We start from the raw sequence: 17,130 nt of genomic DNA on the forward strand, positions 1-17,130 counted from the left end.
ATTGGAAAAACGGGCTAGAGGCGGAATTCCTCGCCAAGGTAAAGGCGGCGCACGTCCGGATCGGCGACGATCTCATCCGGGCTCCCCTCGGTCAGGATTTCACCGGCATAGACGATGTAGGCGCGATCGGTGAGGCCGAGCGTCTCGCGCACATTGTGGTCGGTGATCAGCACGCCGATGCCGCGGTTGGTGAGATGGCGGACGAGGTCCTGGATGTCGCCGACCGCGATCGGATCGATGCCGGCAAAGGGCTCGTCGAGCAGCATGTAGTTCGGACGCGTCGCCAACGCGCGCGCGATTTCGACGCGGCGCCGCTCACCGCCGGACAGCGCGATCGACGGCGATTTCCGCAGGCGCGTGATGTTGAATTCGTCGAGCAGCGAGTCGAGCTGCTGCTCGCGCTTCTTGCGCGAGGGCTCGACCACTTCGAGCACGGCGCGGATGTTCTGCTCGACGGTGAGGCCGCGGAAGATCGAGGCTTCCTGCGGCAAATAGCCGATGCCGAGCCGCGCACGCTGATACATCGGCAGCTTGGTGACATCGTGGCCGTCGAGCTCGATCGCGCCGCGATCGGCCTTGATCAGGCCGGTGATCATGTAGAACACGGTCGTCTTGCCGGCGCCGTTGGGCCCGAGCAGGCCGACCGCTTCGCCGCGGCGCACATAGATGCTGACGCCGCGCACGACCTGGCGGCTGCCAAAACTCTTTTCCACGCTATGCACAGCCAGGAAGCCCGGCCTCTTCAAGAGCTGCGGCCCGCCGGACCCGTTGGGCCTGCCGGCAGCCCGCACGGGGTGAACCGCCTGGGCCCGAGGCGGCTCGGCCTGATAGTCGCCTTGATAGTCCCCTTGGAACTGATCGGGTGCATGCATCGGCTGGTTACGGGCGATCGGCGGCGCGTCCCGCACTGGGCTCGCCACGAGACCGCCGACGCTGTCGCCGAGCGCGGTGATGTCCTGGCGCGCAAATCCTGGCCGGCCGCGTTTGGCGGGGCGCCGACGGAACATGCTGAAGAGATCGACCATCCCCGCCTTCTAGCCTTTCGCGACGATCCTGCGCGATATTCGCGCGATCTGCCGCGCCGGCCTCAGGATTCGCCGACGCAGCATGAATGAAGGGATGTCTCATGCCCAGTGAAACACGCCCGAAAAGCGGCGAACCCCGCTTCGAAAGCCCTTCGCGCTAGATACAGTCTCGGCGCGCAAGCTTCAACCTCGGATCGGGAGGGATCAACCCAACCATCTGAAATCATTCTTCAAATTTACTTTGACTGGCTTCAGCTCATTTGGGCTTGGTTGCGCCAGGCAATTGCAGAGGTCCCGCGCCGGGCTTGCCCGCGCCTCCGGATCCGCAATCATTGCCGCCGCCCTGCGGCAGCAGCGCCTGCACCCGGCCGCTGTCGGATTCCACACGCGACACGCCCGTGGTCATGTCGACCGCCAGCCGGTCGCCGCGCAGCACGTTCTTGCACTGCGTCAAGACGACGCCGCCAAGCATGGTGATGAGGTTGGTGCGGGTGTCGAACACGGCGGTCTCGCCCGTTACCACCTGGTCCTTCTGGGTGACGACGACATTGCCGCGCGCCTCCAGCCGCTTGATCGAGGAGTTGCCGCCCGGGCCCGGCGTCGCCGACTGCATCGGCGCCCCCTTTGTCGCCTTTGCCGCAGGCTGTGGCGTGGCTGGCTTGTCGCCGCCCGAATCGTAAAACACCACCAGCGTCTTCGAGGTCATGGTGGTGTCGCCCTGGATGACCTTCACATTGCCGGAGAAGGTCGCCTCCTTCTTCTTGTCGCGCATCTCGAGCGAGGCAGCTTCGATCTGGATCGGCTGATCGCGGTTCTGCGAAAAACCCTGCATCGCGTTAGGCACGCCTTGCATCGTGCTCTGCGCGCTTGCCACACCCGTTGCGATCAGTGCGATGCCGACGGCGAGCGCGGCCGCGCCAAGGATGACGCGCCGTTTGTCGTTGCGCGGGAAAAACCTGATCATGAAAATCACTTTGAATTGGCGGACTTGTTCTGGGGCGTACGTGTCTTCGCCGCCGGCGCGGGTTCGGCCGGCGCAGGCTGAGCGGCGGCGGGATCGTCCAGCTTGTCGAGGTGCATCACCACATTGCCTTCGAAGCGGATGACGTCGCCGCCCTCCGTGATCCGCAGCCGATCGGCGGTCAGCGTTCCGTTGGTCAGCTTGACGTCGACATGCTCATCCGAGGAAACCGTGCCCTTGCCCATGTCGACAAAGGCCGAGTTCAGCCGCGCCTCGTAGCCGGTCGAGGTGCGCAGGAAGATGTCCTTGTGCAGGTCGAGCTGCTGTTGCTTGTTGTCGAACCTTCCGGTGCGGGCATCGAGGAACAGGGTCGATTGGTCTTCCATCAGCACTTTCGCGCGCAGATCATGGAGATCGACATGATCGGGATCGGTGATGTCCTGGGTCGCGGTCTTGGCCCAGAGCTCATAGGGCCGCTGATCCGGAGTGAAGCCGGACATATGCGGCGATTCCATCGTGATCTTGGTGCCTGTCACCACGAGATTTCCGGAGTCGAGCTTCACGGGGATCTGGAATGGGTTGAAGATGGTCGAGATGAGGACGAGCAGACCCATCGCCGCAGCCACTGTCGCCGGCACCGCGACGCGCAGAATCCGCACCAGGCGGCTGTGTCGCGCCGCGCTGGCGAACTTCGCCGCAAGCGCGGCGTCGTAGGTGACATTATGGGCCGAATTCACCTGGGCTCCTGAGGTGTCGCCCGCCTGGTCCGGCTGGCGGGCGCCCCATTGTAGCCGGCAGCGCCAAAATATGCAGCCAGCGACAGGCCGTCACGAAAGTGTCTGAAACGGGGCGACCGCCCCACCTGGCCGTTCCGCGAAACGCTAGGAATGCGCGAAAATGTCCTGTTCGGCCCAGCCCTGGAGGTCGAGCAAGGCGCGGGTCGGCAGGAAGTCGAAACAGGCTTTGGCCAGCGCGGTGCGGCCTTCCCGCGCCAGCATGGCATCGAGCCGCTCGCGCAAGCCGTGCAGATGCAGCACGTCGGAGGCGGCATAGGCGAGCTGCGGCTCGGTCAGGCTGTCGGAACCCCAATCGCTCGATTGCTGCTGCTTGGAGAGATCGACATTGAGCACCTCGCGCACGAGGTCCTTGAGACCATGGCGGTCGGTATAGGTGCGGATCAGGCGGGAGGCGATCTTGGTGCAGTAGATCGGCCCGGTCATGACGCCAAACGTCTGATACAGCACCGCGACGTCGAACCGCGCAAAGTGGAAGATTTTCGTGTTCGCGGGATTGGCCAGCAGCGCCTTCAGGTTCGGCGCGTCGGTATGACCTTTGGGGATCTGCACCACGTCCGCGCTGCCGTCGCCGGGCGAGAGCTGCACCACGCAGAGCCGGTCGCGATGCGGGTTCAGGCCCATGGTCTCGGTGTCGATCGCCACCGCTCCGGTGTAGCGGGACAGATCGGGCAGGTCGCCGCGGTGCAGGCGTACGGTCATGACGTTTCAAACCTCAATCGAATCGGTGCGCTTTTGCAGGCTAATCCCCGGGACAGACGCTGGCGAGGGCCGGCCGCGATGTATCCGCTGGCAGCCGCCGGCGCAAGCATCCGACGCGGCTAGTAGTTCAGGCGCACGAGCACGTCATTGACGCCGAAGGGGCTGGCGAACGTATCGCAAGCGCCGCGCCGCGCGAAGACGCAGGCCGGCTTGTCATCGCTCATCATTGCGCAACTTCGTTGCGAGAAATCCGCCGGCAATTCGCTGGCCAGGCTCGCCGGGCCGATGATGCGGTTGAACCCGGCCTGGTGCGTCTTCACCACAGCCGGAAGTCGCCCCTTGGCCAGGGGGTCGTCCCGATAAAAGGAATAGATCGGCCGGCGGGCCGCGAGCTGCCCGCGTCCGGGCACAAAGGGATAGTTGATCCCGTACAGGGCCAGACCGCAAAATTCAGGATCGGCCTCGAGCTCCGCCATCAACTGGGCCACGCCGATGCCGCGCATCCAATTGTCACGCATGATGAGCGTTGCGCCCGACAGACCGAGCGAGAGCAGCAGCCAGCCGCCACATACGACGGCAAGTGAGCGCCACGGATTTTGCCGGCGCACCATCTGGACCCAATCGGCGGAGCCAAGTGCCGCCGCGATGATCAGCAGGGCGATCGACAGGAAAATGAACCGGTATTCCTTGTGCACGATCATGCTGTGAAACGCGACGTTGACGACGGCCGCGACGATCAGCAGGGGGGCATGTCGCCAGCCGCGCCAGAGCGCCAGCAGCATCAGCAGTGTCGCTCCCGACAACAGAATCGAAGCCTGCAGGACGTAGGCGGCCGCCGGCGCGTCACCGAATTCCGATGCCCGGTCATGCAGGAGGTTTTGCTGGATATTCCGGACAAGCCACGCAAACGGCGGTGAGCCGTGGGCCAGGTCGAGGGCGCCGGACAGCACCAGGACCACGCATCCGCCCGCGACCAGGGCGATCGCGTTTCGCAGGTCGCGCCAGCACGCCGCCAACGCAAACACCGCGCAAGCCGGCACATATTGAAAGCGCCAGACGCAGGCGAGAGCAAGCAATGCGCCCGCTGTGAAGAGCCGGTGGCGCGCGAGTTCGCCCGTCAGCAGATAAGCCGCCGGCAGGATCACGGCCGTCGCCAGCGGTTCGCTCAGCGTGTGGGGCGCGTAATAGACCAACTCGAACCAGACCGCGGCGGCAAACGCCGCAACGACGGCATGCGACCGGGAGATGCGTTCGCCGAAATGCCAGGCCGTGACGACGATCGAGAGCGAGGCGAGCCCGACCACCAGGCGAGGCACGACGAAGGCGCCCCACCCGCCCGGCGCAAGCCAGTCTCCGAGAGCGACCGGCCCTGCGAACAAGGTCGGCAGAAACCAGCTCCGGATGCCGTCGCGCCATTCCCAGGTGACGACCCCCTGGTGGCCAAGCAGGCGCCAGGCCGGCTCCAGATATTGATACAGCTCGTCGACGTGAACGATGTTCGGCCAGAAGGCGAGCGGCAGCCGGACTGCCGCAGCCAGCAGCAGCAATGCGCACAAGGCGCCGTACCGCGTCGCGAAGCTTTCGGCTTTGGCCGCGGGCGCGATGGCGGGCAGAGCTGCGGCGCTGGTCGTCATCGTCTTTTGGCTTCGCCAGCCAAACCGGATTGGGGCCTGACGTAAACGGTCACGTAAGCGCCGGTGTATTGCTCGCGCCAGCCTCGCCGCTCCACCAGGAACTGCCGCAGCTGTTCGTGCGCCTTGACCCACAGCACGGCGTCGATTCGATATTTATCGAGCACCGCGTCCCACGCCGCTTCGTCGATCTCCCAGCTCACCAGCTTGAAATAGTCGTGCAGCAGATCGTCCGGATAGGCGGTCGCGGCGCGGCCATCGACGAACGGGCGAACGGTGCCGTGCGTTGCGAAAATCAGGTAGCCGCCGATATTCCAATGATTCAGGACCCGCGCATCGGTGAGATGCTTTTGCAGATAACCGGCATCTTCGCTCGACAGCATCGTCGGCAGTGCGAGCGCGGGCGCGACACGCAAGTAAGCCAGCGGCAGGGTGCCGAGACCGACGATGCCGGCAGCCAGCAACGCTCCACGCACGTCAACGTCGGTGAGACGCCGAGGCAGCAAGCGGCTGAGGTGAAGCGCCATCGGCGCGGTCGAGAAGATGAAGAAGAACGCGATGTACCTGAACTGATACAATCCGAGAATCAGGAACAGCCAGGACATCAATCTCGGTTCGAGCGGGATTGGCCTGGAGTTTCTGTAGCGAAGCTCGAGCGCGACGAAGGCCAGCATGTACAGGATACCGGGAATGCTGCCGGGTATTTCAATGTTGGCGTAGTAGGACCGCCATTCGGTAATATTACCCTGGACGAAGTGCCCCATCGTCGCGGCGGCACCGGCATAGATATTCCAGCCGAGCGGATTGACGAGCGTCGCAGCAAGGCACCCGATCCCCGCGAGAACGAGGACCCTGAGATCGGCCCAGGCCGCTCTGAGCAAGGCGGCGCCGCAGAAGACGCCGATCACGAAAAACCCGAGCAGGAAACCGCCGTGCAGATTGGCCCAAAACGCCATCAACACGGGAAGCACGAACCATCGCGTGCGTCGCAGGCATTCGCGATAGAAGACGACGCAGAACAGCATCGTGCATGTATTCGGCGCGACCGCGAGATACATGTTCGGCGCAACTTCGTAGGCCGGATAGAGCAGGCAGGCGAGGAAGACCGCCACGCAAACCGCGATCGCCGAGGCGCCGTACCCGAGAGAGATCGCAGTCAGGATGCCGGCAATCGCTGCGCCACAGGCCACTGTCGACAGGACGAGGCCGCCGAAGCCCGCGTATTGAAGCGTCGCACTGGCAAGCGCGTCCCAGAGCCAGGACAGATTGAGCCACGGCTTGTCGCCGTGGGTGAACGACCAGGGGTCGTGGAGCGGGATGGCGTTGCGTTCCCGGATGAGATCCCCGGCCGCCAGATGCCAGCCCAGATCGTAGTGACCGAGCAGAAGCGGTGCGTTCAAGACATAGAACAGGCAAATGAACGAGATCAGGAACAGATAAATTCCCGATCTCAGGAAGAGCGCGCTGATCGCGTTCGCAACCCTGTCGAATGCCGGCTCGTGCCAGACCTGGTGCTGATCCACCGTTTCCCTCACGCCAAAGCGAGCCCGATGGCTCCGTGCTCGCCGACGGCCGGATGCGAGCCTGCCCGCTGACTTAGGGCCAGTTTGTCTAAAGTGGGGTAAATTCGGACGGTGCAATCGATGGGGTTTGGCGGAATGAAAAATCGGCCCGACGGCCGGCTTCGAAAGCCTCCAAGCGGCTGTTCCGACTTGAAAATTTTAACGCCCAAGAGGCAGTGCCCGTGCGTGCCTTAACCGGTCCCGCCGTCATTATTCGTCAGCGTAGCTCCTGTTCCACATTCAGGTGAACCAACGCTGGGCCTTCGATGACCAAAGTTGCATGTATCACCTATTGGTCGAAAATCTCGTAAGTCAGGTCAAGGCGCATTCAAAGGCATCGATTGGAGAGGGCGTAGCCGAAGCAGCATACCCCCTCGTTTTCCCTTCCCACGCGCCGTCCGGCCCTTCCGCCACACCCGCCGGTCTACCGTCTCGCTGAGCTTCATGCGCTCGCAGTGGTATTGTTTTCCATATTTTCGGTGCGCCGAACGGAGATCTCCAATGAAGCTCAAACTTGCCGCCGCGATGCTCGCCGCAAGCCTCCCGCTCGCATCGATGGCTTTCGCCCAGGGCACCGCTCCAGCCGACCTTGCGGTGATCGATGGCTGCCTGAAGACCGCGGAGAAAACCGGCGGTTTCGGCGGCGCGTGCGTCGGGCTCGTCGCCGACCCCTGCATCAAAGCGGCAGAGGGCGCGAATGACGATGTCGCCAAATGGAAAGCCTGCGCGGCGCGCGAACTCGCCGTTTGGACGCAGAAAACCAATGAGGCGCTAAAGAAGGTTCAGGCCGGCGGGTTCGCCGACGTGATCAAGGCGGTCAATGACTCGCAGAAAACTTTCGCCGCCTCGCGTGATCGCTTCTGCGCGGTCTTCGACAAGGTCGAGCCCGGCATGTACCCGGGCGACGCGAGCTACTGCCGCCTGCGCGAGACCGCGAACCGCTCACTGAGCCTGATCAAGCTCGGCGCCGCGGTCAACGAGCACTGAGAGCTCCTGAGCGACTGAAGCCAGCCGCCTCCAGATTGCCTGCGATCCGAGCCGACCCGACGAGCGATGTAGGCCATTCGGTACGCCATGAGCGCCGTGCCTCGGTTTTGTGTACCGGTCAGCAGCTCAAATTCCCTGCAAAAGCGATTTCAATCGCTTGAGTAGGAGGTGGTGCCCAGGAAAGGACTCGAACCTTCACGGCCGTTAAGCCACTGGCACCTGAAGCCAGCGCGTCTACCAATTCCACCACCTGGGCATGCCGGTTAGGCACGGAGGCGGTTACTACGGTTCGGTGACGCGGTTGTCAATTCATGCTTGAACCCCGCTTCGGGATGCGGATTGCGCATCGCAAACCGGCCCGATACAAGCCTGACGAGGCGCACTCTTCCCGCAGGATATGGACCCCAGGAATGGATCCCATGGCATCGAATCTGGACACGCTCGTCACGGTTTTCGGCGGATCGGGGTTTTTGGGCCGGAATGTGGTCCGCGCGCTGTGCCGGCGCGACTACCGGGTCCGGGTCGCGGTGCGGCGGCCGGAGCTGGCCGGCTACCTCCAGCCGTCCGGCAAGGTCGGGCAGGTCCACACCGTGCAGGCCAACGTGCGTTATCCGGCCTCGATCGAGGCGGCGCTGCGTGATTCGCATGTGGTGATCAATCTGGTCGGCATCCTCGCCGAGGGCGGCGCGCAGAGTTTTGACGCCGTCCAGGCCAAGGGCGCCGAGACCATCGCCAAGGCGGCGGCGGCCGCGGGGGCACAGCTGATCCATGTCTCGGCGATCGGCGCCGACGCGGAATCGCCCTCGCGTTATGCCAGGGCCAAGGCGGCCGGCGAAGCCGCGGTCCTGGCCGCGGTGCCGTCGGCGACGATCTTCCGCCCCTCCGTGATGTTCGGCCCCGAGGACCAGTTCACCAACCGCTTCGCGGCGCTGGCGCGGATGTCGCCGGTTCTGCCGCTGATCGGCGCCGACACCAAGATGCAACCGGTCTATGTCGGCGACGTCGCCACCGCGGTCGCAGATGCCGTCGACGGCAAGGCTAAGGCGGGCGCGACCTACGAGCTCGGCGGCCCGGAAGTGCTGACCATGCGCGAGATCATCGAGGCCATTCTCGAGATTGCCGATCGCAAGCCGATGCTGATGCCGCTGCCGTTTGGCCTCGCCCGCTTCAAGGCCAACTTCCTGCAATTCGCGCCGGGCGCGCTGAAGCTGACGCCGGACCAGGTCACGCTGCTCGCGCGCGACAATGTGGTGTCGGACGCGGCGAAGGCCGCAGGCCTGACGCTGGAAGGCCTCGGCATCACGCCCGACTCGCTTGAAGCGATCGCCCCGCAATATCTCTGGCGTTTCCGCGCCGCCGGGCAATTCCAGCGCAAGAGCGCGTAGGTTTTTTTCACCTCTCCCCGTAAGAACGGGGCGAGGGAGTGCACCGCAGCCTTGCTTCAGAAGTTTACCGCCCCAGCGCCAGCGCGATCAGGCCGAGCGTGCCGACGATCACGCGCCACCAAGCGAACACCACGAAGCCGTGGCGGGTGACGTATTCCAGGAACGTCTTCACCACGATGATCGCGGTGACGAACGACACCACGAAGCCGATCGCGACGATGCCCATGTGGTCCATCGTCATCTCGGAGCGGTTCTTGTAGAAATCGTAGGCGAACGCGCCGATCATGGTGGGAATGGCGAGGAAGAACGAGAACTCCGCCGCCGCGCGCTTGTCGGCCCCGAGGAACATCGCCGCGACGATGCTGGCACCGGAGCGCGACACGCCCGGGATCATCGCGATGCACTGCGCGATGCCGATATAGAGATACATCAGCAGCGGAAACCGGGTGGCGTCGTGCTCGCGCGCCTTGAGATCGAGCTTGTCGACCCAGAGCAGGATGGCGCCGCCGACGATCAGCGAAAAGCACACGACCCACGGATTGAACAGCATGCTCTTGATGTACTTGCCGGCGACGAGACCGACGACGACAGCGGGCAGGAACGCCACCAGCACGCCGATCACGAAGCGGCGTGCATAGGCGTCGCCCGTGAACATGCCGATCGCGACGTCCCACAATTTCTTGAAGTACAACACGACGATCGCGAGGATCGCGCCGAGCTGGATCAGGACCGTAAACGAATCCCAGAACGCGCCTTCGCCGAGATGAAAAAAGCGCTCCGCGAGCAGCAAATGGCCGGTCGAGGACACGGGAAGGAACTCGGTCACACCCTCGATGATGCCGAGGATCACTGCCCGTATTGCATCTGACATATTTAGGTCCATTTCGGCTGGAAAAGCGGGGTTCTTCTCGCCCATCCGCCCCCTTGCTGCAATCGCAAAATGCGGCGTCGCGCCCTTGCTTCGCGGTTTTGAATGACTAGTGTGGCGCCGCACAAAACATTGATGGATTCTTAAGCACCATCACATAGTCAAAGGCTTCATGTTTACGCTGTTTCATCATCCGTTCTGCCCGCATTCGCGGTTCATCCGCCTGATCGCGGGAGAATACGGGCTTGAGCTGAAGCTGATCGAAGAGCGCAGCTGGGAGCGGCGCGAAGCATTTCTGCTGCTCAATGCGGCGGGAACGACGCCCGTCCTGGTGGACGACGAGCAGCCGCCGATCCCGGGCGCGGCGATCGTCGCCGAATATGTCGACGAGGCCTATGGCTCCGAGATGGGACTGAAGCGCCTGATGCCGGACACGATCGGCGAGCGCGTCGAGGTCCGCCGGCTGATGGCCTGGTTCAACGAAAAGTTCTTCGAGGAAGTCTCCCACCCGCTCGTCACGGAGCGCATCTACAAGCGCTTCATGAGCGAGGACAACGGTGGCGGCCCGCCCTCGGCCGACGTGATGCGCGCCGCCAAGGCCAATGTGCGCTATCATCTGGCCTATATCGGCTGGCTGGCGCAGACGCGTAATTTCCTCGCCGGCGACCGGCTCAGCTACGCGGATCTCGCCGCCGCGGCGCACCTCTCGGCGATCGACTATCTGGGCGACGTGCCATGGAGCGAGGACGACGCGGCAAAGGCGTGGTACGCGCGGGTGAAATCCCGCCCGTCGTTCCGTCCGCTGTTGAGCGAATGGCTGGCCGGCGTGCCGGCGTCGCGGACCTACGTGGACCTCGACTTCTGAACTCCGATCCGACCGAACTGAAGACGGCGCTGGCAAACGAGGCCCGCGCGCTCGGCTTCGACTGCATCGGCATCACGGAGCCCGGCACGATCGAAAGCGCCGGACAACATTTTCTCGAATTCATCGCATCCGGCGGCCATGGCGACATGGATTGGCTCGCCGCGCAGCCGGAGCGCCGGGTCGATCCGCGCGGGCTGTGGCAGGACGTGCGCAGCGTCATCATGCTCGGCGTCAATTACGGCCCCGACCAGGATCCGCTCGCGATCCTGCAACAGCGCACGCGCGCGGCGATCTCGGTCTATGCGCAGGGCGACGACTATCACGACCTCATCAAGAAGCGCCTGAAGGCACTGGCGCGATGGCTGGTCGCGACCGCAACTTGCGAGGTGAAGCCTTGCGAAGTGAAAGTGTTCGTCGACACCGCGGCCGTGATGGAGAAACCGCTGGCGCAAGCCGCGCATCTGGGCTGGCAGGGCAAGCATACCAATCTGGTCTCGCGCGAATTCGGCTCATGGCTGTTTCTCGGCGCGATCTACACCACGCTGGAGCTGCCGCGCGACGATTCCGAGATCGATCATTGCGGCTCGTGCCGGGCGTGTCTCGACATCTGCCCGACCGCCGCCTTCCCCGCGCCCTACAAGCTCGATGCAAGGCGATGCATCTCCTATCTCACCATCGAGAACAAGGGACCCATCCCGCGCGAATTTCGTGAAAGCATCGGCAACCGCATCTATGGCTGCGATGATTGCCTCGCCGCCTGTCCCTGGAACAAGTTCGCGCAGGAGGGCCGCGAGGCCAAGCTCGCCGCACGTGACGCTTTGCGCGCGCCGGGTCTCGCCGAGCTCGCGCGGCTCGACGACGCGGCGTTCCGTGCGCTGTTCACGAAGTCTCCGGTGAAGCGCATCGGCCGCGACCGCTTTTTGCGCAACGTGCTGATCGCGATCGGCAACTCCGGCGATGCGGCACTGGCGGACGAGGCGCGGCGATTGCTGGGCGATGAGAATCCTCTGGTGCGCGGGGCTGCGGTGTGGGCGCTGGGGCAGTTGATGCCACGGGATGAGTTCGAGGCGATCAAGACGAATGCGATTGCTGGCGAGCGCGACGAAAGCGTGCGCGAGGAGTGGGAGCTCGCTTCCTAGCACTCCGCTCCTTCCCCTCATCCTGAGGAGCGCGCTTCTTCGCGCGCGTCTCGAAGGATGCAGGCCGAGCTGCTGCAGCGGGGGCCTTCATGGTTCGAGACGCGCGTGCCGCGCTCCTCACCATGAGGGTTAGAGACCTTGATTTCCCCGCACGTTCCTCCAATCTCGCGCATCATGACAAACATGCCTTTCTTCACCCGCGACGGCGACACATTCCACCCGACGGAAGTCGCCAACGGCCCGTGGGATCCGAAATCGCTGCACGGACGCGTCATCGTCGGCCTGCTCGGCTTCGCCATCGAGGAGCGGCATTCCGGCCCTGAATTCGTGCCGGCGCGGCTGACCGTCGACATGTTTCGGCTGCCGACCATCGACAAGCCGATCGAGGTGACGACACGGCTGGTGCGCGACGGGATGCGCATCCGCGTCGTGGAAGCGGAGTTCTTCTCCGGCGGCGTCGGCATGGCGCGCGCCTCGTGCCAGCTGTTGCGGCGAACGCAGAATCCAGACGGCAATGTCTGGTCGCCGCCGAACTGGGACGTACCGAAGCCGGCCGACATTCCCAAGCCGACCGATCCCAGGCTCGGCATGAACGGCAAATGGACCACGCGACCGATCGTCGGCCAGATGGGCTCGCTCGGGCCACGAAAGCTCTGGATGAGCGAGGTGCGCGAGCTGGTCGCGGGCGTGCCGATGACGCCGTTCGTCCATGTCGCCACCGGCGCGGACTTCGCCAGTCCGTTCGCGAACGCCGGCGACAAGGGGCTCGGCTACATCAACAGCGACGTCACGATCTATCTGCACCGCCTGCCGGTGACGAACTGGATCGGCTTCGAGGTGGTGAACCACCAGGCGACCGACGGTGTTGCGATCGGCGAATGCTGGCTCTACGACGAGCAGGGCCCGATCGGCACCGCCACGGTCGCCGCGCTGGCGCAGCGCAAGCCCATGGCAAACCCGTCGAAGCGGTAGGTGCGCAAGAACAACGGCTAGCCAAAATGCCGCTGCATCTCGGGCCGCGCCTTGAGCTCCGCGCCCTGCCTGGCGACGATCTTCGCAATCCGTTCCGGCGCAAACTTCAGATCGACAAACGCCGGCGCGGTGTTGGCGACCTCGTGATAGCTGACGATCCTGCCGTCGCGAAGCGTCATGATTGCCACACCCTCGAACATCGCCCGCGCGCCATTCGCCTCCGGCAAGGTCGAGCGATAGCTGAACGTGTACCGCGCATAGAGCGTGGTGCCGTTCGACACCGGGTCGTGCATGTCCCAGCGGAAGTCGGTCGCCGTGCGATAGAACCAGTCGTCGATCATCGCGGCGATCTTCTCGCGGCCGGCGAAGGCGCCATAGAACACGTCGTGATAGACGCCGTCCTCGGTGAAGAGATCCGCGAAGGCTTTTCCGTTGCGTTGTTCGACGGCGTCGCAGAAGGCGCGCAGCATGGCGGTGGTGGTTGTCATGGTGCCTCACGGTGTTTCTTGTTGCGCCCTCGCCCCTTGCGGGAGAGGGCAGCTCCGCTCGTTGACACGCATTCACTTGGGTGAGGGGTCTGTCTCCGCGAATGCGACACTCGCGTTTGCGGAAGCAACCCCTCATCCGGCGCTGCGCGCCACCTTCCCCCGCAAGGGGGGAAGGAAGAAAGCACTTCACCCGATCTCGGCCACCGCGGCAAGAATGCGGGCGATGTCCTGCGGGCGCGAGAGGCGGTGATCGCCGTCCTGGATCATGGTCAGCACGACATCGTCGGCCGGCAGGCGATGGGTCAGCGCGAACGCGTGCTGCCAGGGCACGTCGGGATCCTGCGCACCTTGCAGGATGCGGACGGGACAGCCGAGATCGATGGCGCTGCCGAGCACGAGATGGTTGCGCCCCTCCTCGATCAGATTCCGCGTGATCGGATAGGGCGAGCCGTCGCCATAATCCGATGGTCTCAGCCAGACGCCTTTGGTCTCGATCTCTTTCTTCACCGCGGCCGGAAAATTCTTCCACATCAGCTCCTCGGTGAAATCGGGCGCCGGCGCGATCAGCACCAGGCCCGCCAGCGAGGCTTTGGCTTGCTGTTTCTCTTGCCGCTTCTTGATTTCGCGCGCGAGCAGCAGCGCCATCCAGCCGCCCATGGACGAGCCGATCAGGACTTGCGGGCCGGCGCAGAACCGCTCGAATACCGCGACGCTTTCCTCGAGCCAGCGCCCGATGGTTCCGTCGGCGAAATCGCCACCGGATTCGCCGTGGCCGGAATAATCGAACCGCACCACGGCACGGCCGTGATCACGAGCCCAATCGTCCAGCGCCAGGGCCTTGCTGCCCCGCATGTCCGATTTGAACCCGCCGAGCCAGACCAGTCCCGGTCCTTGAGCAGTTTCTTGCGCCGCGCGGCGGCGCACCGCGATCCGGCGTGCGGACGGGCCTTCGCCCACATCGATGAAGTCGAGCACGGCATCGGTAATTGGGTGATTCATGGAACGTTTACTCTGGCTGTGCGGTTTGAGCTGTCCGGACGTGCTCCGCAGCGCAGCTGGACGTCGTCATTGGCCCTTTGGGACGCTTGCGGAACAGAAGCAAGGTGTCTATGTCCCTCTGCGTGCCGCGCCGTGGCCAAAATGCCTCGCATTTGCGGCTTTTTCGACCGCCGCACGAGCGATTGCTTGCCGGCAACCGTATCTTCCTGCAAAATAGCCGCCTCTTTTCATAACTTTGGAGAACCACCCATTCGCCGTCCAAATAAAGCCCCGCCCACTGCCGCCAAAGACGGGCCGCGCATCAATGACGACATTCGCAATGCGCAGATCCAGCTGATCGATCAGACCGGTGACAACAAGGGCACCATCGAGACCGTCGCGGCTATCCGCCTGGCCCAGGAAGCCGGCATGGATTTGGTCGAGATCTCGCCGAACGTCAGCCCTCCCGTCTGCAAGATCATGGACTACGGGAAGTATAAGTATTCAGCGCAGAAAAAAGCCGCCGAAGCCCGCAAGCGGCAGAAGATCGTCGAGATCAAGGAGATCAAGCTCCGCCCGATGATCGACGACCACGATTACGAAGTGAAGATGCGCGCCATGCAGCGGTTCTTCGAAGAAGGCGACAAGGTCAAGATCACCCTGCGCTATCGCGGACGCGAAATGGCGCACCAGGAGATCGGCACCAAGCTGCTCGACAAGATCAAGACCGACGTCGCCGAGCTCGCCAAGGTGGAGCAGGACGCGCGGTTCGAGGGCCGTCAGGTCGTCATGGTGCTGGCGCCGCGCTGACGCCGATCCTTTGAACTCGCGAATTCAACGGCCCGTCCGGATGTCCGGCGGGCCGTTTTGTTTTCTTACGCACCCGTCCTGTTGGCGATAGTTACGTCCTCGTCGCTTGCCAGGTGCCGCTGCACTGATCGCCGGAGATGATACCCTTCCACGAGCCGGCGCCGTTCACGCCAGCAAGCCGGCCGCCGCCGCTGGCATGGGACGCCCCGACCGAAACCTGGACCGCGACGGTACCGCTGCGCTTGACCGTGCCGGAGACCCGGCCGCCGCCAGCGGACGACACCCGGCTGCCCGCGACGGTGAAGGGAACGCTGTAGCCGGAGCTGCAATTGCCGCGGGTGGTGGCGAAGGTGACATTCCAGACGCCGTCATAGCCGCGGATGCGAGCATCGGCAGTCGACGGAAACGCAGCCATGGCGAGCACAGCCAACAGCGCCAGGCGGCGCGGACGAGCGACATCCGTCAAAGACGGAAGCGATTGGGAAAAATAGGGCATTTTAATCCTGCTCCGGGCGACACGGCCCGGACATGAGGTTAGCAATTCCGGATAGTCGGCGGCTAGGTTCCACCGGTTCATCGTTGCCAATTCGCCCGTCCTCTGTCATAAGCCCAGCCTTCATTGCCCGGCTGATTAAGGGCTGCCGTGGCGGTGTCCGTGCGGGTTTCGCGCTTGTTCGTAAAACCTGAGCACAATCAACGCTCTAACGAGCATTTTGACGGCCAGCCGCCTTCGCGGGCGGATTTCTATGGCCATTAGGAGAGCCAAATGCCCAAGCTGAAGACCAAATCGGGCGCTAAAAAGCGCTTCAAGGTGACTGCCACCGGCAAAGTGATGTTCGCTCATCGCAGCAAGCGTCACGGCATGATCAAGCGGACGAAGAAGCAGATCCGGCAGCTGCGCGGCACCGCCGTGCTGTTCAAGACCGACGGCGACAACGTCAAGAAGTACTTCTTGCCGAACGCCTGATCGCGTCCACGATCATTGCCACGCGCCGCAGCTTCGCGGCGATCCGAACATCAAGTCATCTTTCGAAGGATATTTGTCATGGCTCGCGTCAAACGCGGTGTGACCGCCCACGCCAAGCACAAGAAAGTCTACAAGGCCGCCAAGGGTTTCCGCGGCCGCCGCAAGAACACGATCCGCACCGCCAAGCCGGCGGTCGAGAAGGCTCTCGTGTATGCCTTCCGTGATCGCAAGCGCAAGAAGCGGACATTCCGCGCACTCTGGATCCAGCGCATCAACGCTGCCGTGCGTCCGTTCGGCCTGACCTACAGCCGCTTTATCGACGGCATGGCCAAGTCCGGGATCACCGTGGACCGCAAGGTGCTGTCGGATCTCGCGATCAACGAGCCCGCGTCGTTCCAGGCGATCGCCGAGAAGGCCAAGGCCGCTCTGGCGGCCTGAGCTAACGGCCGGCTCCGCCGGCCTTCAGCGCGCGTTGCGAGTAGCGCTGGGCGATCTCCGCCCGGCAGAATGCCGTGAACGACAGATACATGGTGCCGGATTTATTCCGGTACTTCCGGTCGCACACGCGCATCTCGCGTTGGTAAGCCTGTTTCCGCGCAATGTTGAGGCCGGGCATGAAGTCCGCCTCGCATTTCTTCTCGACGGCGGTGCCGAGCTGGACGTCGCCGCTCGCGGTCAATTGGCAATCCTGAAACATTTTCATCGCGCTTTCGCAGCCCTTCTGGGCAGCGATGGCGTCGACGACCTCGTCCAGCGTCATCGACTTCTCCATGCAGACCATGGCGCGCGCCGGGGTGCTCGCGATCAAGAGAACGACGGCGAGAGCAGCCAGACCGGATCTTGAGAGCATCGCGAAAGCCTCCTCGTATCCCCCTTGGTGCCAGCCTCCCGCGCGAGGTTCAACCCAGCCGCTCGTCAGCCCGAATGACCGGCTTTTCGCTTGACGTTACGGCCTTCGGGCGGCGACAACCCAGCCGAATTTGGCAGCAGGGATTT

Annotated in this window: 19 protein-coding genes and 1 tRNA gene; 8 read left to right on the forward strand and 12 right to left on the reverse strand. The window is 63.8% G+C overall.

Features of this window, described 5'->3' with window-relative positions; translation table 11 throughout:
• Window positions 1-14: 14 nt before the first annotated feature.
• The 6 genes from lptB to AC0L3J_RS03170 all read right to left on the reverse strand — a co-directional run bounded on the left by lptB (window position 15) and on the right by AC0L3J_RS03170 (window position 6,636).
• Complete coding sequence (gene lptB, locus AC0L3J_RS03145) at window positions 15-1,025, reverse strand: LPS export ABC transporter ATP-binding protein (RefSeq protein ID WP_473288271.1); 1,011 nt, start codon at window positions 1,023-1,025, stop codon at window positions 15-17.
• A 256-nt stretch (window positions 1,026-1,281) separates the two neighbouring features.
• Window positions 1,282-1,989, reverse strand: a complete 708-nt coding sequence (locus AC0L3J_RS03150) for an LptA/OstA family protein (protein ID WP_473345894.1) — start codon at window positions 1,987-1,989, stop codon at window positions 1,282-1,284.
• 5 nt (window positions 1,990-1,994) lie between these two features.
• Window positions 1,995-2,723 (reverse strand): LPS export ABC transporter periplasmic protein LptC, encoded by a 729-nt coding sequence (gene lptC / locus AC0L3J_RS03155; protein ID WP_027566182.1) that lies wholly within the window; start codon window positions 2,721-2,723, stop codon window positions 1,995-1,997.
• A gap of 144 nt (window positions 2,724-2,867) precedes the next feature.
• Window positions 2,868-3,482 (reverse strand): ribonuclease D, encoded by a 615-nt coding sequence (locus AC0L3J_RS03160; protein ID WP_027514742.1) that lies wholly within the window; start codon window positions 3,480-3,482, stop codon window positions 2,868-2,870.
• A 119-nt stretch (window positions 3,483-3,601) separates the two neighbouring features.
• Complete coding sequence (locus AC0L3J_RS03165; protein WP_473346070.1) at window positions 3,602-5,116, reverse strand: glycosyltransferase family protein; 1,515 nt, start codon at window positions 5,114-5,116, stop codon at window positions 3,602-3,604.
• Window positions 5,113-6,636: a hypothetical protein gene (locus AC0L3J_RS03170; RefSeq protein ID WP_473345895.1), complete on the reverse strand. Its 1,524-nt coding sequence runs from the start codon at window positions 6,634-6,636 to the stop codon at window positions 5,113-5,115. The genes AC0L3J_RS03165 and AC0L3J_RS03170 overlap by 4 nt, the downstream gene beginning before the upstream one ends.
• A gap of 540 nt (window positions 6,637-7,176) precedes the next feature.
• Here AC0L3J_RS03170 and AC0L3J_RS03175 point away from each other — a divergent pair.
• On the forward strand, window positions 7,177-7,662 hold the full coding sequence (locus AC0L3J_RS03175) for a lysozyme inhibitor LprI family protein (protein WP_456766975.1): 486 nt from the start codon (window positions 7,177-7,179) through the stop codon (window positions 7,660-7,662).
• Window positions 7,663-7,831: 169 nt separating this feature from the next.
• Here the strand turns inward: AC0L3J_RS03175 and AC0L3J_RS03180 are convergent.
• Window positions 7,832-7,918 (reverse strand) — tRNA-Leu (locus AC0L3J_RS03180).
• 163 nt (window positions 7,919-8,081) lie between these two features.
• Between AC0L3J_RS03180 and AC0L3J_RS03185 the strand changes: the two genes are divergently transcribed.
• Entirely contained in the window at window positions 8,082-9,047 is a 966-nt protein-coding gene (locus tag AC0L3J_RS03185) for a complex I NDUFA9 subunit family protein (RefSeq protein ID WP_247285080.1), read from the forward strand.
• Window positions 9,048-9,111: 64 nt separating this feature from the next.
• Here AC0L3J_RS03185 and AC0L3J_RS03190 read toward each other — a convergent pair whose 3' ends face one another.
• Entirely contained in the window at window positions 9,112-9,918 is an 807-nt protein-coding gene (locus tag AC0L3J_RS03190) for an undecaprenyl-diphosphate phosphatase (RefSeq protein WP_027566187.1), read from the reverse strand.
• Window positions 9,919-10,087: 169 nt separating this feature from the next.
• Between AC0L3J_RS03190 and AC0L3J_RS03195 the strand changes: the two genes are divergently transcribed.
• From AC0L3J_RS03195 to AC0L3J_RS03205, 3 genes are all read left to right on the forward strand, one after another.
• Entirely contained in the window at window positions 10,088-10,780 is a 693-nt protein-coding gene (locus AC0L3J_RS03195; RefSeq protein WP_007598553.1) for a glutathione S-transferase family protein, read from the forward strand.
• Window positions 10,729-11,919, forward strand: coding sequence for a tRNA epoxyqueuosine(34) reductase QueG (gene queG, locus AC0L3J_RS03200; protein WP_473345896.1), 1,191 nt, complete (start codon window positions 10,729-10,731; stop codon window positions 11,917-11,919). The genes AC0L3J_RS03195 and queG overlap by 52 nt, the downstream gene beginning before the upstream one ends.
• Before the next feature lie 174 nt (window positions 11,920-12,093).
• Window positions 12,094-12,891 carry an acyl-CoA thioesterase domain-containing protein gene (locus AC0L3J_RS03205; protein ID WP_473345897.1) on the forward strand — a complete coding sequence of 266 codons (798 nt, stop codon included), beginning with the start codon at window positions 12,094-12,096 and terminating at the stop codon, window positions 12,889-12,891.
• Between the two features lie 17 nt (window positions 12,892-12,908).
• Here the strand turns inward: AC0L3J_RS03205 and AC0L3J_RS03210 are convergent, their stop codons facing one another.
• Together AC0L3J_RS03210 and AC0L3J_RS03215 are read right to left on the reverse strand one after the other, a co-directional pair.
• A complete protein-coding gene (locus AC0L3J_RS03210) occupies window positions 12,909-13,379 on the reverse strand; it encodes a nuclear transport factor 2 family protein (RefSeq protein WP_473345898.1) in 471 nt (156 codons plus the stop codon).
• Window positions 13,380-13,565: 186 nt separating this feature from the next.
• Window positions 13,566-14,378 carry an alpha/beta hydrolase gene (locus tag AC0L3J_RS03215; RefSeq protein WP_473345899.1) on the reverse strand — a complete coding sequence of 271 codons (813 nt, stop codon included), beginning with the start codon at window positions 14,376-14,378 and terminating at the stop codon, window positions 13,566-13,568.
• Window positions 14,379-14,627: 249 nt separating this feature from the next.
• Between AC0L3J_RS03215 and infC the strand changes: the two genes are divergently transcribed.
• Window positions 14,628-15,167 carry a translation initiation factor IF-3 gene (gene infC / locus AC0L3J_RS03220; RefSeq protein WP_085349942.1) on the forward strand — a complete coding sequence of 180 codons (540 nt, stop codon included), beginning with the start codon at window positions 14,628-14,630 and terminating at the stop codon, window positions 15,165-15,167.
• Between the two features lie 91 nt (window positions 15,168-15,258).
• Here the strand turns inward: infC and AC0L3J_RS03225 are convergent, their stop codons facing one another.
• Entirely contained in the window at window positions 15,259-15,663 is a 405-nt protein-coding gene (locus AC0L3J_RS03225) for a hypothetical protein (RefSeq protein WP_473345900.1), read from the reverse strand.
• A gap of 270 nt (window positions 15,664-15,933) precedes the next feature.
• Here AC0L3J_RS03225 and rpmI point away from each other — a divergent pair, with 270 nt between their 5' ends.
• Window positions 15,934-16,134: a 50S ribosomal protein L35 gene (rpmI, locus tag AC0L3J_RS03230; RefSeq protein ID WP_007598540.1), complete on the forward strand. Its 201-nt coding sequence runs from the start codon at window positions 15,934-15,936 to the stop codon at window positions 16,132-16,134.
• Between the two features lie 78 nt (window positions 16,135-16,212).
• Window positions 16,213-16,572 carry a 50S ribosomal protein L20 gene (gene rplT, locus AC0L3J_RS03235; protein ID WP_007598538.1) on the forward strand — a complete coding sequence of 120 codons (360 nt, stop codon included), beginning with the start codon at window positions 16,213-16,215 and terminating at the stop codon, window positions 16,570-16,572.
• 1 nt (window position 16,573) lies between these two features.
• Here rplT and AC0L3J_RS03240 read toward each other — a convergent pair whose 3' ends face one another.
• Window positions 16,574-16,984, reverse strand: coding sequence for a hypothetical protein (locus tag AC0L3J_RS03240; protein ID WP_473345901.1), 411 nt, complete (start codon window positions 16,982-16,984; stop codon window positions 16,574-16,576).
• Between the last annotated feature and the right edge of the window lie 146 nt (window positions 16,985-17,130).

Source organism: Bradyrhizobium sp. Kon37 (genome assembly GCF_055807535.1).

Bases quoted from the DNA above. Each gene is read 5' to 3' on its own strand.
- lptB (WP_473288271.1), bottom strand. From the start codon at position 1,025: ATGGTCGATCTCTTCAGCATGTTCCGTCGGCGCCCCGCCAAACGCGGC.
- AC0L3J_RS03150 (WP_473345894.1), bottom strand. From the start codon at position 1,989: ATGATCAGGTTTTTCCCGCGCAACGACAAACGGCGCGTCATCCTTGGC.
- AC0L3J_RS03160 (WP_027514742.1), bottom strand. From the start codon at position 3,482: ATGACCGTACGCCTGCACCGCGGCGACCTGCCCGATCTGTCCCGCTAC.
- AC0L3J_RS03165 (WP_473346070.1), bottom strand. From the start codon at position 5,116: ATGACGACCAGCGCCGCAGCTCTGCCCGCCATCGCGCCCGCGGCCAAA.
- AC0L3J_RS03175 (WP_456766975.1), top strand. From the start codon at position 7,177: ATGAAGCTCAAACTTGCCGCCGCGATGCTCGCCGCAAGCCTCCCGCTC.
- AC0L3J_RS03185 (WP_247285080.1), top strand. From the start codon at position 8,082: ATGGCATCGAATCTGGACACGCTCGTCACGGTTTTCGGCGGATCGGGG.
- AC0L3J_RS03190 (WP_027566187.1), bottom strand. From the start codon at position 9,918: ATGTCAGATGCAATACGGGCAGTGATCCTCGGCATCATCGAGGGTGTG.
- AC0L3J_RS03195 (WP_007598553.1), top strand. From the start codon at position 10,088: ATGTTTACGCTGTTTCATCATCCGTTCTGCCCGCATTCGCGGTTCATC.
- queG (WP_473345896.1), top strand. From the start codon at position 10,729: ATGGCTGGCCGGCGTGCCGGCGTCGCGGACCTACGTGGACCTCGACTT.
- AC0L3J_RS03205 (WP_473345897.1), top strand. From the start codon at position 12,094: ATGACAAACATGCCTTTCTTCACCCGCGACGGCGACACATTCCACCCG.
- AC0L3J_RS03210 (WP_473345898.1), bottom strand. From the start codon at position 13,379: ATGACAACCACCACCGCCATGCTGCGCGCCTTCTGCGACGCCGTCGAA.
- AC0L3J_RS03215 (WP_473345899.1), bottom strand. From the start codon at position 14,378: ATGAATCACCCAATTACCGATGCCGTGCTCGACTTCATCGATGTGGGC.
- AC0L3J_RS03225 (WP_473345900.1), bottom strand. From the start codon at position 15,663: ATGCCCTATTTTTCCCAATCGCTTCCGTCTTTGACGGATGTCGCTCGT.
- rpmI (WP_007598540.1), top strand. From the start codon at position 15,934: ATGCCCAAGCTGAAGACCAAATCGGGCGCTAAAAAGCGCTTCAAGGTG.
- rplT (WP_007598538.1), top strand. From the start codon at position 16,213: ATGGCTCGCGTCAAACGCGGTGTGACCGCCCACGCCAAGCACAAGAAA.
- AC0L3J_RS03240 (WP_473345901.1), bottom strand. From the start codon at position 16,984: ATGCTCTCAAGATCCGGTCTGGCTGCTCTCGCCGTCGTTCTCTTGATC.